General features: G+C 68.5%; 14 protein-coding genes. 5 read left to right on the top strand and 9 right to left on the bottom strand.

Annotated features, from left to right (window positions below; translation table 11 throughout):
- The 3 genes from dxs to ACTMO_RS0104875 form a co-directional block, all read right to left on the bottom strand.
- Nucleotides 1–1,950 (bottom strand): 1-deoxy-D-xylulose-5-phosphate synthase, encoded by a 1,950-nt coding sequence (gene dxs, locus ACTMO_RS0104885; protein WP_019853547.1) that lies wholly within the window; start codon nucleotides 1,948–1,950, stop codon nucleotides 1–3.
- A 222-nt stretch (nucleotides 1,951–2,172) separates the two neighbouring features.
- Nucleotides 2,173–3,435 (bottom strand): class I SAM-dependent RNA methyltransferase, encoded by a 1,263-nt coding sequence (locus ACTMO_RS0104880; protein ID WP_019853546.1) that lies wholly within the window; start codon nucleotides 3,433–3,435, stop codon nucleotides 2,173–2,175.
- Nucleotides 3,432–5,438 carry an APC family permease gene (locus ACTMO_RS0104875; RefSeq protein WP_019853545.1) on the bottom strand — a complete coding sequence of 669 codons (2,007 nt, stop codon included), beginning with the start codon at nucleotides 5,436–5,438 and terminating at the stop codon, nucleotides 3,432–3,434. Before ACTMO_RS0104875 ends, ACTMO_RS0104880 begins: the two co-directional genes overlap by 4 nt.
- Nucleotides 5,439–5,795: 357 nt before the next feature.
- Between ACTMO_RS0104875 and ACTMO_RS0104870 the strand changes: the two genes are divergently transcribed.
- Nucleotides 5,796–6,461, top strand: coding sequence for an NAD-binding protein (locus tag ACTMO_RS0104870; RefSeq protein ID WP_026448885.1), 666 nt, complete (start codon nucleotides 5,796–5,798; stop codon nucleotides 6,459–6,461).
- A complete protein-coding gene (locus ACTMO_RS0104865) occupies nucleotides 6,461–7,132 on the top strand; it encodes a potassium channel family protein (RefSeq protein ID WP_019853543.1) in 672 nt (223 codons plus the stop codon). The genes ACTMO_RS0104870 and ACTMO_RS0104865 overlap by 1 nt, the downstream gene beginning before the upstream one ends.
- Nucleotides 7,133–7,201: 69 nt before the next feature.
- Here ACTMO_RS0104865 and ACTMO_RS20330 read toward each other — a convergent pair whose 3' ends face one another.
- The 4 genes from ACTMO_RS20330 to dut form a co-directional block, all read right to left on the bottom strand.
- Nucleotides 7,202–8,014 (bottom strand): DUF3159 domain-containing protein, encoded by an 813-nt coding sequence (locus tag ACTMO_RS20330; protein ID WP_019853542.1) that lies wholly within the window; start codon nucleotides 8,012–8,014, stop codon nucleotides 7,202–7,204.
- The gene (locus tag ACTMO_RS0104855) at nucleotides 8,011–8,388 is read right to left on the bottom strand and encodes an OB-fold nucleic acid binding domain-containing protein (RefSeq protein WP_019853541.1); all 378 of its coding nucleotides are present in this window, start codon (nucleotides 8,386–8,388) and stop codon (nucleotides 8,011–8,013) included. Before ACTMO_RS0104855 ends, ACTMO_RS20330 begins: the two co-directional genes overlap by 4 nt.
- Nucleotides 8,389–8,530: 142 nt before the next feature.
- Complete coding sequence (locus tag ACTMO_RS0104850; protein ID WP_019853540.1) at nucleotides 8,531–9,172, bottom strand: DUF3710 domain-containing protein; 642 nt, start codon at nucleotides 9,170–9,172, stop codon at nucleotides 8,531–8,533.
- Between the two features lie 4 nt (nucleotides 9,173–9,176).
- Nucleotides 9,177–9,683, bottom strand: a complete 507-nt coding sequence (gene dut, locus ACTMO_RS0104845) for a dUTP diphosphatase (protein WP_019853539.1) — start codon at nucleotides 9,681–9,683, stop codon at nucleotides 9,177–9,179.
- Nucleotides 9,684–9,794: 111 nt separating this feature from the next.
- Between dut and ACTMO_RS0104840 the strand changes: the two genes are divergently transcribed.
- Nucleotides 9,795–10,214, top strand: a complete 420-nt coding sequence (locus tag ACTMO_RS0104840) for a DUF3093 domain-containing protein (RefSeq protein ID WP_019853538.1) — start codon at nucleotides 9,795–9,797, stop codon at nucleotides 10,212–10,214.
- 117 nt (nucleotides 10,215–10,331) lie between these two features.
- On the opposite strand, the gene ACTMO_RS0104835 is transcribed toward ACTMO_RS0104840, so the two are convergent.
- Nucleotides 10,332–10,634, bottom strand: a complete 303-nt coding sequence (locus ACTMO_RS0104835; RefSeq protein ID WP_019853537.1) for a DUF4193 domain-containing protein — start codon at nucleotides 10,632–10,634, stop codon at nucleotides 10,332–10,334.
- Between the two features lie 526 nt (nucleotides 10,635–11,160).
- On the opposite strand from ACTMO_RS0104835, the gene cei reads away from it, so the two are divergent.
- Nucleotides 11,161–11,874: an envelope integrity protein Cei gene (cei, locus tag ACTMO_RS0104830; RefSeq protein WP_019853536.1), complete on the top strand. Its 714-nt coding sequence runs from the start codon at nucleotides 11,161–11,163 to the stop codon at nucleotides 11,872–11,874.
- A gap of 129 nt (nucleotides 11,875–12,003) precedes the next feature.
- Here the strand turns inward: cei and ACTMO_RS0104825 are convergent, their stop codons facing one another.
- Nucleotides 12,004–12,834 carry an inositol monophosphatase family protein gene (locus ACTMO_RS0104825; protein ID WP_019853535.1) on the bottom strand — a complete coding sequence of 277 codons (831 nt, stop codon included), beginning with the start codon at nucleotides 12,832–12,834 and terminating at the stop codon, nucleotides 12,004–12,006.
- Between the two features lie 64 nt (nucleotides 12,835–12,898).
- Between ACTMO_RS0104825 and ppgK the strand changes: the two genes are divergently transcribed.
- Entirely contained in the window at nucleotides 12,899–13,654 is a 756-nt protein-coding gene (gene ppgK / locus ACTMO_RS0104820) for a polyphosphate--glucose phosphotransferase (protein WP_019853534.1), read from the top strand.
- The last annotated feature ends 154 nt before the right edge of the window (nucleotides 13,655–13,808 follow it).

Raw genomic sequence — 13,808 nt, 5'->3', positions numbered from 1 at the left:
TCAGCTGCCCTCCTGCCCCGAGGTGTCCAGATCGGCCGTGATGTCCTGGGCCGTCTCGTCCAGACCACCCTCCAGCCGGTCGGCCACCCACTCGGTGATCCGCCTGGCCACGTCCTGCTCGGTCAGTCCCAGTTCCGCCAGTACCTCGCCCCGAGAGGCGTGTTCCAGGAACCGCTGGGGAATGGCGAGGTCCCGCAGTGGAACGTCCGTTTCCGCGTCCCGCAGGGCCGCGGCCAACGACCAGCCGAACCCGCCGTGCCTGCCGCAGTCCTCCAGGGTGACCACGAGACGGTGCTGGCCCGCGAGGTCGACCATCGCCCCGGGGACCGGGACCACCCAGCGCGGGTCGACCACGGTGACGCCGATTCCCTGGTCCGAGAGCCGTTCGGCGGCGGCCACCGCGAGTTCGGCGAAGATCCCCACGGCCCCCAGCAGCACGTCGCGGTTCTCGTGTTCGGCGGGGCGACGCAGGATGTCCACTCCGCGCACCCGCTCCAGGGCGGGAACCCGCTCCACCACGGAGCCCTTGGGAAAGCGGACCACCGTCGGGCCGTCGTCGACGGCGACGGCCTCCCGCAGTTCCTCCCGCAGGGTCTCCGCGTCCCGGGGGGCGGCCGCCCGCAGTCCGGGGACGACTCCGAGCACGGACAGGTCCCACATCCCGTTGTGGCTGGGGCCGTCGTCACCGGTCACACCGGAGCGGTCCAGGGTGACGGTCACCGGTTGTCGGTGCAGTGCCACGTCCATGAGCAGCTGGTCGAAAGCCCGGTTCAGGAAGGTGGAGTACACGGCGAAGACGGGGTGCAACCCGCCCATGGCCATACCGGCCGCCGAGGTCATGGCGTGCTGTTCGGCGATGCCCACGTCCACGCACCGCTCGGGGTAGTGCTTGGCGAACTTGTCCAGACCGGTGGGGCCGAGCATCGCCCCGGTGATGGCCACGAGGTCCTGCCGCTCGCCACCGAGGCGGACCAGTTCGTCGGAGAACACGCTGGTCCAGCTGGTCGTGCTCGGCCCGGTCGGGGTTCCCGTGGTCGGATCCATGACCTTCACCTGGTGCATCTGGTCCGCCTCGTGGTTCTCCGCCGGAGCGAACCCGTTCCCCTTCTGGGTGACAGCATGGACGATGACCGGTCCTCCGAAGGTCTTCGCCATCCCCAGGGCGTACTCCAGGGCCTTGAAGTCGTGCCCGTCGACCGGCCCCAGGTACTTGATGCCCAGGTCGGAGAACATCACCTGCGGGCTCAGCGCGTCCTTGATCCCGCGCTTGGCCGCGTGCAGACCGGTGTAGAGCGGCCTGCCCACCACCGGAAGGTTGCGCACGGTGCGGCGGCCGTTCTCCAGAGCGCGCTCGTAGCCGGGGCGCAGCCGCAACGAGGCCAGGTGCTCGGCCAGCCCCCCGATGGTGGGCGCGTAGGAACGTCCGTTGTCGTTGACGACGATGACGAGCGGACGCTCCTGGTCCGCGGCGATGTTGTTCAACGCCTCCCAGCACATGCCGCCGGTCAGCGCCCCGTCGCCCACCACGGCCACGACGTGGCGATCGGTTCCGCCGAGCTGGAACGCCCGTGCCAGCCCGTCGGCGTAGGACAGTGAGGTGGAGGCGTGGCTGTTCTCCACCAGGTCGTGCTCGCTCTCCTCCCGGGAGGGATAGCCGGACAGCCCGCCGCGTTTGCGCAGCCTGTCGAAGCCTTCCTGGCGACCGGTGATGATCTTGTGCACATAGGCTTGGTGGCCGGTGTCGAACACGATCGCGTCGTGCGGTGACTCGAACGTGCGATGCACAGCCAGGGTCAACTCCACAGCGCCCAGGTTCGGTCCCAGATGACCACCCGTGCGCGAAACCTTGTCGACCAGGAATGATCTGATCTCGGCGGCGAGCTCGACCAACTCACCGTGCTCCAGGCGCTGTACATCGGCCGGACTGTGCACGGACTCCAGCAGCGTCACCGCTCCACCTCGCTCGTCGTGCCCGACTACAGGTCGAATCGTGGACCGGCCCCGCTCAACGACCGGTCACTGGCGTGGCCACCCGGGTCTCGGGCCGCCGGAAGCACACGTTCGGGCTCTCGTGCCTCCCGTCGCGAACTCCTTTCGAGGGATCTCACGCGACCCTCCCAGTCTACTGAGCCGCACCCGGGTTCAGGTCACACGGCTTCCCGGCATGGTCACTCACAAGGTCGGTTCACCATCCTCCAACAGAGCGATGCATTCCACATGGTGAGTCATCGGAAACGCGTCAAAGGCCTCCAACCGGGTGAGTCGATACCCGTGACCACGGAAAAGATCGAGATCCCGCGCCAACGCCGCCGGATCACAGGCGACGTGGACCACCCTGGCCGGCCGGGCTCCCGCCACCGCGCGGACCACCTCCCGGCCGGCGCCCTTCCTGGGAGGATCCAGCACCACGACGTCGGGAGAGGGAGTCCGCTCCTCGGCGACCACGGTCTCCACCCGTCCGGCCCGCGTGCGCACCTGCGGCATGTCGGCCAGGTTGGCGGCCGCGTCCCGGACACCGGCGGCACTGGACTCGACGAGCACCACCTCCCCGGAGGGGCCGACCTGACGCCCGAGCACGGCGGCGAACAACCCCACACCCCCGTAGAGGTCCCAGGCGCATCCACCCTCGGGGGCCGCCGCCATCTCCTCGACCACCCCGGCGAAACACTCGGCGGCGGCACGATGCACCTGCCAGAAACCGTGCGCGTCCATGCCCCACTCCCGCCCCACGGCACTCTCGTGGGCGAAGCCGGTGCCGAGCACCTCGTCCCGCCGGCCGCGCTCACGCCGGGCGCGTGACCCCCTTCCGGAGGGAGGCCGGGACGGGTACTCGGCGACGTGCAGCTGCCCACGGCCGTCCGCGGTCACCGCGACCTCTCCCCCGGGAGTCCAGGTGCGGGCGGTGACCTCCTCCAGCGCTCCCTCGACCGTGATCGGGCAGTCCGCCAGGGGCACCACCCGGTGGCTGCGGTGGGCACGGAACCCGACGTGTCCCCGCTCGTCCACGGCCAACCGCACCCGGGTGCGCCAACGCAGCGGCCCGCCGGGAAGCGGGCGTACCGTCACGGAGGTCTCGATCCCGGCCAGTCTCCACAGCTGTTCCGCCACCACCGCCGCCTTCAGGTCCCGCTGGGTGGCGTGATCGGCGTGCTGCCAGTCGCATCCACCACAGCGGTTCCTTCCCAGGGCCATGTCCGCCAGGGGGCACGGTGGGCGCACCCGTCCCTCGACGGGCTCGAGGACACGCACGGCGTCGGCCCGGCAGAAGCCCCCGCCGCGGTCCTCGGTCACTTCGGCCTCCACCTTCTCCCCGGGCAACGTGTGCCGCACGAAGACGACCCTGCCCTCGTGGCGGGCCACGCAGTGCCCCCCGTGGGCCACCGAGTCGACGTCGAGCAGCAGCCTGCGCCCGGTCCAGTCCGGTTTGGCGTTCACTGTCGGTCCTTCCCCTTCTCGTCCTGTCCGGCTCCCCAGCGCACCGAACGACGCGGGGCGGGGGCCCGCAGATCGACCCTGTTGGAGGATTCGAGCTGCCAGGGAACGCTCGTGACCATCACCCCGGGTTCGAACAGCAGCCTGCTCTTGAGCCGCAGCGCGCTCTGGTTGTGCAGCAGTTGCTCCCACCAACGTCCCACCACGTACTCGGGGATGAACACCGTGACGACGTCCCGCGGACTATCTTTGCGAATTCTTTTCACGTAATCGACGATCGGACGCGTGATCTCCCGATACGGGGACTCCAGCACCTTCAACGGCACCGAGACCCCGCGCTCCTCCCAGGCCGCCACGAGCTGCCTCGTCTCCCCGTCGTCCACGTTCACGGTGATGGCCTCCAGCTCGTCGGGACGGGTGGCCCGGGCGTAGGCCAGGGCACGCATGCTCGGCAGATGCAGTTGGGAAACCAACACCAGCCCGTAGTTGCGCGAGGGCAGCACGGCGGGCCCGTCCGCCCGCCGCAACTCCTCGGCGACCCGCACGTAGTGCCTGCGGATCCCCACCATCAGCAGATAACTGGCCATCATGGCCACGATCGCGATCCAGGCGCCGTGCAGGAACTTGGTGACCAGAACGATGACCAGCACCGTCGCGGTCGTGGCCAACCCGACACCGTTGATCAACCGCGCCCGCTCGATCCGTTTGCGCGCCTCCGGATCGCTGACCTCGCGCAGCTGCCGGTTCCAGTGCCGAAGCATCCCGCTCTGGCTGAACACGAAGGAGACGAAGACCCCCACGATGTAGAGCTGGATGAGCTTGGTCACCCGCGCGTCGAAAACGAGCACCAACACCGTGGCGAACCCCGCCAGGAACAGGATCCCGTTGGAGAAGGCCAACCGGTCTCCTCTGGTGTGCAGCTGCCGGGGCAGATACCTGTCCTGGGCCAGCACCGAACCCAACAGCGGGAAACCGTTGAAGGCCGTGTTGGCGGCCAGCACCAGGATCAGTCCGGTGAAGAAGATCAGGTAGTACACGGCGGGCGGGAACCCCGCGAACACGGTGTCCGCCAACTGGGCGATCAGCGTCTTCTGCTCGTAGTCCGGGGGCACACCGAGCAGCTGCTGTTGGGGGTCCTGCGCGATCACCACTCCGGTGCCACGGGCCAGCAACAACAACCCCATGAACATGGTGATCGCGATCAACCCCATCATCAGCAGCGTGCTCGCCGCGTTGCGCGACTTGGGCTTGCGGAACGCGGGCACCCCGTTGCTGATCGCCTCCACCCCGGTCAACGCGGCGCTGCCCGAGGAGAAGGCACGCAACACCAGGAAGGCGAAACCGAGCCCCGCCACGTGGGAGGGTTCCTGGACCAGCTCGAAACCGGCGCTCTCCGCGCGCAGCTCCTCCCCCCGGACGTAGATACGGTAGAGCCCCACCCCGATCATCCCGAGGATCCCCAGTACGAAGGCGTAGGTCGGCACCGCCGAGACCGTTCCCGACTCCCGGACACCGCGCAGGTTCATCGCCGTCAGCAGGGCGATCGCACCCACCGCGAAGGCGACCTTGTGCTCGGCGACCACGGGCACCAAGGAGCCTATGTTCGCCGCCGCCGAGGAGATCGACACCGCCACGGTGAGCACGTAGTCGACCATCAGGGCGCTGGCCACCGCCACTCCCCACCTGGGCCCGTGGTTGACCGCGGCCACCTCGTAGTCGCCACCGCCCGAGGTGTAGGCCCGCACGTTCTGCCGGTAGGAAGCCACCACGACCAGCATCACCACGGCCACCACCAGCCCCACCCACGGACTGATCGTGTAGGCCGAGGCACCGGCCAGGGACAGCGTGAGCAGGATCTCCTCCGGCGCGTAGGCCACGCTGGACATCGGGTCCGAGGCGAACACGGGCAACGCGATGCGCTTGGGCAGCAAGGTGTGGGACAGCCGGTCACTGCGGAAGGGACGTCCCACCAACAGACGCTTGGCCACCGTCGCGAGCTTGGACACGGCCCCAGAGCGTAAGGGCCGCTTGCGCGGGGGACGGTAGCTGTCCGCCGTTCAGGGTCCACGTGAAACGCCCCCGCCCCGCGGAGACCTCGCGGGAGATCCCCGGAGCGGCCGTTCCACCAGCACAGCATGACAACAGCCCCCTGCTCCGCCGCGGAGTTCGTTCACTCGATACGGTGCACCGGCCCGAGGTGGCACGGGCCCGCCGGAGACGAACGTGCCGGCGGTTCCGAGACGCACCCCGGTCAACCGGGGTGCCGCCGGGCACCGAGAGGTACTGTCAGAGCCGTGGGGACGAGTTCCCGAATCCGCCCCCACGGTCGATCCGGCAAGCAGCCGAGAGCGAGGAAACCGGTCGTGCATGTTGTGATCATGGGTTGCGGCCGAGTCGGAGCGTCCCTGGCCGCGGCGCTGCAACGGCTCGATCACACCGTGGCGGTGGTGGACAAGGACCCCGAGTCCTTCCACCGACTGAGCAGACACTTCCACGGAAGCCACGTCACGGGCAACGGATTCGACAGACAGGTGCTCGTGGAAGCGGGCATCGAGCGGGCCGGAGCGTTCGCGGCCGTCTCCAACGGGGACAACTCCAACATCGTCTCGGCCCGGGTCGCACGGGAGACCTTCGGTGTCGACCACGTCGTCGCCCGCATCTACGACCCGAAACGGGCCGAGGTCTACCAGCGCCTCGGCATCCCCACGGTGGCCACCGTGCCGTGGACGACGGACCGCTTCCTGCGGATGCTCCTGCCCGAGGGAGTGGCCACGGACTGGCGGGACCCCTCCGGCTCGGTCGCCGTGCTGCGTCTGCCACTGCACGAGGGATGGGTCGGAAAACGGGTTCTGGACCTGGAGACCGCGCTCGACTGTCGAGTGGCCTTCGTGATGCGTTTCGGCAACGGAGTTCTCGCCCGGCCCCACACCGTGATCCAGGCCGACGACACGGTGTACGTGGCGGCCCTGTCCGGCACGGTCACCGACGTGACGGCCACCGCACAGCGCCCACCCGAGGAGAGCGAGTAATGCGCGTCGCCATCGCCGGAGCCGGTGCCGTCGGACAGTCCATCGCCAGGGAACTGCTGGAGGGCGGGCACGAGGTGATGCTCCTCGAACGCTCCACCGAGAACTTCCGCCCCGGAAGCATTCCCGGCGCCCAGTGGGTGCACGCCGACGCCTGCGAGCTGTCCTCGCTGGAGGAGACCGGAATAGAGACCTGCGACGTCGTGATCGCGGCCACCGGGGACGACAAGGTCAACCTGGTGGTGTCCCTGCTGACCAAGACGGAGTTCGCGGTGCGGCGCGTGGCCGCCCGGGTGAACGATCCCCAGAACGAGTGGCTGTTCACCGAGGCCTGGGGCGTGGACGTGGCCGTGTCCACCCCGCGGATGCTCGCGGCCATGGTGGAGGAGGCGGTCAGCATCGGCGACATCGTCCGCCTCATGACCCTGCGGCAGGGTCAGGCCAACCTGGTGGAGATGACCCTGCCCGAGGGAACCCCGTTGGCGGGACACCGGGTCCGGGACCTGACCCTGCCCCGGGACACCGCGCTGGTCGCGATCCTCCGCAAGGGCAGGGTCATCGTCCCGCAGTCCGACGACCCGCTGGAGATCGGGGACGAGATGCTGTTCATCACCTCCGAGGAGGAGGAACACCGCATCAGCGCGTTGATACACGACCCCCCGGACCTCGACTGAGCCCGTGCCCGGCGGGGCCCCTTCATGGTTGGACGGGTGCCGTCCCCGGGTTCCGCCCGGGAGCTCTCCTCAGCCCGTGGCGGGGCTCTCCGGAGCGACACGTCCCGCCCCCGGCCCGGTGGAGGAGCCCCCGTCCGCGCCGGAGGACTGTTGGACGGTCCTGCTCGCGCGGCGGATCGCCCAGACGGTGACCAACAGGGCCACCGCCGTGAGGGGATAGCCCATGGCGATGCGGGCCACGGCCAGCCACCCCGTCTGGTCGGCCGCGTACAGCCACTGCTGGACCACGAACTTGGCGAGGAACACCACCGTCCAGGACAGGGTAGCCAGGTCGTAGCCGGTCAGCGCCCTCCGGTGGTGCCTCCAGGCGAAACCGTGCCCGTTGAGCACCGACCAGACGACCCCGACCAACGGCCAGCGCACCGCGATCGAGACCAGGAAACCCCCGCCGTAGAGCAGACTGGTCCAGATGCCCAGCAGGAAGAACCCCTTGGCGTCCCCGGTTCGGTAGGCGATGAACGAGCAGACCGCCACCCCGAGCACTCCGGAGACGGCGGGTTGCAACGGCTCCCTGCGGATGACCCGGGCCACCGCTATCGCCAGGGAGCTCGCGATGGCGATCCAGATGGCCGGAACCATGCCGAACAGGGAGTTGACCACCACGAACACGACGACGGGAACAGCGGAGTAGGCGAGGCCGCTGACCCCGCCCATCTGTTGCAGCAGCGTCTGCTCGGCTCCGTTCTCGCCCGTGGGAACACCTAACCCGAACGGGGCTTTGGCGCCCGCGGACGACTCGGAACCGGCGGAGTCGTCCACCGCCTCGGGGGGACTCCCGAACGGCTCCTGTGGCCCGGGAGTGGAGGAACTGGATTCGGTCATGCGGTGTTCTGCAACTCGTAGTAGGGGTTGTATAGCACCTTGTGTCCGTCACGATCGGCAATCCGGCCGCGCGCCTTGATGGTCCGACCGGGGTCTATTCCGGTGATGCGCCTCCTGCCGAACCAGACGAGCGTGACCCCTTCGGTTCCGTCGTAGAGTTCCGCCTCCAGGGTAGGTACGGAGGCCTTGGGAACCATACCCACGCAGCGAACCCGTCCGAGTACCTCGGCCTGCTCGCCACACTTGCAGTCACACGCGCGCCGCGCGCCGCTGGCCCGGGACCTCTCGGAGAGGTCGTCGGCGTCCAGCTCGGCGACGTCCCTGGTGAGACGACGTACGAGACGGCGCAGGTAGCCGCCTCCGTTGTTGTTCATCTCGCGCTCCCGTGCGCAGTGGACCTCACGGGCAGTGCAGACTACACCCGTGTGATGACAGCCTAGTCACGCGGAATGCCCACGTCCCCGTCCTGGCGGCAACCCGCCCGCACGACTCCGTTCGCCGACAGCGAGCACACGCTCACGCCTGCGCCTGTGCCTGTTCCTGCTGGTGCTGGATGTGTTGGGCGATCTCCTGGGGCAACTCGATCGGAAGCGGGGTGCGTACCGGCATCGGGTCCGAACCGCGGTCCACGATCGTCTCCTCCATCACCGCGTGGAGCAGTTTCGTGCAGGAGTCCAGGTCGGCGGCCGGACTCGCCGCCACCCCCCGCAGCAACCAGCGCGGGCCGTCCACACCGACGAAGCGCAGTGAACTCTTCGGCGTGTCGGCGACGATCTCGGTGTCCCAGGCCCCGTCCTCGAAGCGCACCGTGGCCCCGTCGGACCGGAGCTGGTTCGCCAGCTCCTGGCGCACCTCCTGCCAGAGTTCCCCCGTGCGTGGGGCGGCGAAGGCGCTCACGGTCAGCCTCCCCGAAGGAGTGAGCAGGTGAACGGCCCGCACCGGTCCCTCCGGGTCTATCTCGACCTGCAACTGGCTGTTCTCCGGCACGGGCAGCCGCACCGAACCGAGGTCCAGTCGCTCGATCTCGTCGTCCGGGGCCTCCTCACGGTCGTACGGACCACCGTCGACCGCGGCTTCCTCCTGCTCGTGGAAGTCCTCGTCGACGGCGTACTCCTCCGCCCTGGCGTTCTCCCGCCCGCGGCGGCGCCATCCGAACATCCCCTCAGACCTCCGTATCGCCGGTCGTACTCCCTGCGACCCGGCTTCCGTCCGGGCCGTTCAGCGCTCCGTGACCTCCGGTCGAACCATATCCGTCGGTGCCACGCACGGACTCTGGCAGTTGGGTGACTTCCTGGAAAACAGCCTGCTCGACACGCTGTATCACCAACTGGGCTATTCGGTCCCCCCGGCACAGGCGCAGCGTCCGCTCCGGATCGTGGTTGATCAGGCACACCTTGATCTCACCACGATAGCCCGCGTCCACGGTTCCCGGAGCGTTCACCACGCCGAGACCCAGCCGGGCGGCCAATCCCGAACGGGGGTGGACGAACCCGGCGTATCCCGCGGGCAGGGCTATCGCGACACCGGTTCCCACCACCGCACGTTCTCCGGGGCCCAGTTCGAGGTCCTCGGTGGTGACGAGATCGGCGCCCGCATCACCCGCACGGGCGTAGGCGGGCAGCGGAATCTCGGGATCGGTACGGGTCAGCAGCACCTTCACACTCGACACGGGGCGCAAGACTACCCTGGAGACGTGTCGGAGAGTTCGGAAGCGGGGCTGGTCGGAGACACCTCCCCCGCCCCTCGGGGAGAGCCGGGGCGTCCTCGGTATCGGGAACGTGTGCGCGCCGCCTGGTGGAGCTGGCCGTTACCGCTGGTCGCGGCGGTGCTGCTCGCCGCCGAGGTGCACATGGGTTATCCGGGGATCCGCGCCTGGCTGCCCTACGTGGTGCTGGTTCCCCTGGCCGTGGGGCTCGTGCTGTGGATGAGCCGGTTGCGCATCCTCGTCACCGACGAGGAGTTCGTGGTCGGCTCGGCACGTCTGCCGCTCCGGGTGATCGCCGACGTCGAGGTGATTCCGCGCGAGCGCAAGCAACGGGCGCTCGGGCCCGAACTGGACCCGGCGGCCTTCCTGGTGCACCGCCCGTGGGCTCCCACGATGGTGCGTATCTGGCTGGACGACCCCGAGGACCCGACTCCCTACTGGGTGGTCAGCACACGTCGTCCCGAACAACTGGCCAGGGCACTGACCTCCGAGTAGTCTTCCGGCCTCGCGAGCACGGTCGAGCCCCTCCGAGTGGGCTGAACGGCGGACTGGATACGCGGTTGTCGACACCGGCCATATCCAGTCCGCCTCACACCGCCGCACACATGCGGATCATGCCGCGCAGTCGCGGCACACGTACTTGCCGTTGCGTTCCTCGGCCAACCGGTTGCGGTGGTGCACCAGGAAGCAGCTCGAGCAGGTGAACTCGTCGGCCTGCTTCGGCAACACCTTGACCGTCATTTCCTCTCCGGAAAGATCGGCCCCCGGAAGCTCGAAGTTGTCGGCGATCTCCCCCTCGTCGGTGTCGACCGATCCGGACTGCGCGTCGTTGCGCTTGGCCTTGAGCTCCTCCAACGAATCCTCGGGCAGGTCCTCGGCTTCACCGCGACGTGGGGCGTCGTAGTCGGTCGCCATGTCGTCTCACCCCTGCTTCTGTGGAGATGTGCAATGGTGTGCCGCTGGTCAACGTTCCAGGGCCTCGATTTGTGCCCGCACCCGACAGTGGCGGAGGTCTCGTCCTGTCCGCGCTCCAAGTTCCCCCGAAACGAGCGACCGCCTCCGCCGGCACAGCGTCGAGCGCCGGAAGGGTAGCTCATCAGCGGGCGGAATACGCACCGGGTCACCCACAGGTGTGGTATGCGCTGCACTCCGCTGCCGGAGCACCACCCGGACACCGGGTGAGCCCGGTGCGGACATGGCATCCTGGGAAACGGCCGAACCCACCCACCCGGACGACACCACCGGGAGTACGTGATCGCACTTTCGAGACGGAGTTCGGTGGTGATCCGGTTCCCGAGGAACAACGACTTCGACACGACTGTCCGCGCGAGGCCGCACCGGAACGTGACAGCGCCTAAGCTGAGAGGAGGCAGGGGGTGGCGAAGTCGACCCACCCCCCGCGCCGCGAAGAAGACGACTCGATCAGGGGAGGCTGGCGGACGTGTCCACCGGGAGCACAGCACAGGGGCCTCGGCGGCCGCGGTACCGGCGCCGGCGCCCACTGCCCGCGCTGATCCTGCTGGCCGTGCTCGTCGTGTTGTCCGGATTCGTCTGGACGAGGGTTTTCGAGTCCACCGAATCGGTCGAGGCGGCGACGCGCTGCAACATACCGGGAACCGAACCCGGCAGTCAGCAGGCCCAACCGGGGGAGCCGCCGACACGAACGGCCGCCGGCACCATGCTGTCCAGGAAAGCCCTGGACGACACCCGGCCCTCCCCTCCCCAGGACGTCTCGGTACAAGTGTTCAACGCCAACGGAGAGGTGAACCAGGCCAGTCTGGTCTCCGAGGAACTCACCAACCTCGGTTTCGCCAAGGCGGGTGATCCCGCCAACGACCCCGTCTACACCGACCTCGACATGGACTGCCACGCCCAGATCCGTTACGGCGAGAACGGGGCGCAGGCGGCCCGCACCCTGAGTCTGATCGTCCCGTGCGCGCAGCTGGTGCGCGACGAACGCCCCGGTGCCGAGGTGGATCTGGCCCTCGGGTCGGAGTTCGACGACGTCAGGGCCACCCAGCAGGGGAAACAGGCGTTGCAGCAGCTGAAGAACTGGGCGAGGGAGAACCGGGGGCGAACCGGGGACCAGCCCGGAGCGGCACCACCCCGGGTGGACCAGGAACTGCTCGAACAGGCACGCGACGTACACTGCTGAGACTCCCGGAGCTTCGCCGTCACGGGCGTGTGGTGACTCCGAGCGCCCGTGACGAGGACCTTACCGGGCGCCGACTGGCGAGCGCGTCACGAGCGTTCCGGGACGCTCGCCGGAGGGCCCGTGACGGTTTCAGATCGTCGAGACCTTCTTGTCGAGCAGCGTGGCGGTGAGCGCCTCGGCGATACCCGGGCAGGCACAGAGGATCGCCTCGTCACCGAGACCGTCCGTGGAGTTCGGGTGAGGCAGGCGCAGCCGGGCACCGGCCTCGGAGGCGATCAGAGCTCCCGCGGCCCAGTCCCAGCGGGACAGCCCGTGTTCGTAGTAACCGTCCAACCATCCCGCCGCCACGGCGCACAGGTCCAGTGAGGCCGCCCCTCCTCGGCGGATGTCGCGAATCTCACTGATCATCCCTGCGAGCAGCGCGGCCTGCCGGCTCCGACGTTGCTGGTGGTAGCTGAATCCGGTGCCCAGCAGCGAGAGGTCGAGACGCCGTTCCGCGGAGACGGCGAGGCGGTGCCCGTCGAGTTCGGCACCGTGTCCGCTCGCCGCGCTCCACACCCGCCCGGTACGGGGTTCGACCACCGCTCCGGCCAGGGAGGTTCCGTTTCGCTGGACGGCCACGGAGACGGCGTAGTTGGGGTGGCCGTAGAGATAATTCACAGTTCCGTCGATCGGATCGACCACCCACCGCAGTCCCTCCTGCTCGTGGGTTCCTCCCTCCTCCTCCCCGAGCACGGGATCCCCGGGTCGTAACTCCTCCAGGCGTTGCCTGATCAGCCGTTCGACCGTCCGGTCCGCCGCCGTCACCACGTCCGTCTCGGTGCTCTTGGTGTCCACCGTTCCCTCGGTGACCACCCCGTGCCGCATGTTCTCGGCCAGCTCGGCGGCCTCGCGCGCGACACGCACGGAGATGTCGCGCAGACTCTGGACGTCATACTCGTGTGTCAAACCCACGTTCACATCGCAACACAGTGCGGTTAAAGTCTGCACACCATCGTCCTGAATCGAATAGGAAGGATCAGGCATGGGCACTGCCCGTGGTTTCGGCGTGGACATCGGAGGTTCCGGCATCAAGGGGTGCCCCGTCGATGTCGAAGGTGGCGTTCTGGCCGAGGAACGACTGCGGATCTCGACCCCGCAGCCCTCGACTCCCGACGCGGTGGCGGACACGGTCGCCGAGATCGTCGCCAAGTTCGGCTGGGAGGGGCCGGTCGGCATCACCCTGCCGTGTGTGATCAAGAACGGGACCGCGTTGACGGCCGCCAACGTCGACGAGGACTGGATCGATACAGACGCGCAGGAGCTGTTCGCCAAGCGGCTCGGTCGAGTCCGCGAAGAGATCGTAATGGTCAACGACGCCGACGCCGCGGGGCTGGCCGAGATGCGCTTCGGAGCGGGAGCCGAGCGGCAGGGCCTCGTGGTGGTGCTCACCTTCGGGACCGGCATAGGCAGTTCCACGTTCCTGAACGGGCAGCTCGTCCCCAACACCGAGTTCGGCCACATCGAGGTGGACGGCCGCGACGCCGAGGAGGAGGCGGCCGCCTCGGTGAAGGACAACCTGGAACTCACCTACGAGGAGTGGGCCCCCCGTGTGAGCAGGTACGTCCGCACGCTGGAGCGGTTCCTGTGGCCGGACCTGATCATCGCCGGGGGCGGAGTGAGCAAGAAGGCGCACAAGTGGCTGCCGCTGCTGCAGACTCGTACCCCGATCGTGCCAGCGAAGCTGAAGAACGACGCGGGTATAGTCGGAGCGGCCTCAGCCGCTGCACAACACGCGTAACATCGGCTGTGGCACTGCTCGGATGAGGGCGGTACCGACACGGGGTGGGTGCACGAACACGTGACATCGGGCGCCGATCATCCTCACAGCGGAACCGCGCTCACCTGACACAGTTACAATGGAACACGTCCCACCGAATTCACGGCCTTCCGGC

Source organism: Actinopolyspora mortivallis DSM 44261 (genome assembly GCF_000384035.1).
Classification (GTDB): Bacteria; Actinomycetota; Actinomycetes; order Mycobacteriales; family Pseudonocardiaceae; genus Actinopolyspora; species Actinopolyspora mortivallis.
Note: the sequence above shows the minus strand (reverse complement) of the source record. Positions and strands in the feature narration are given on the sequence as shown.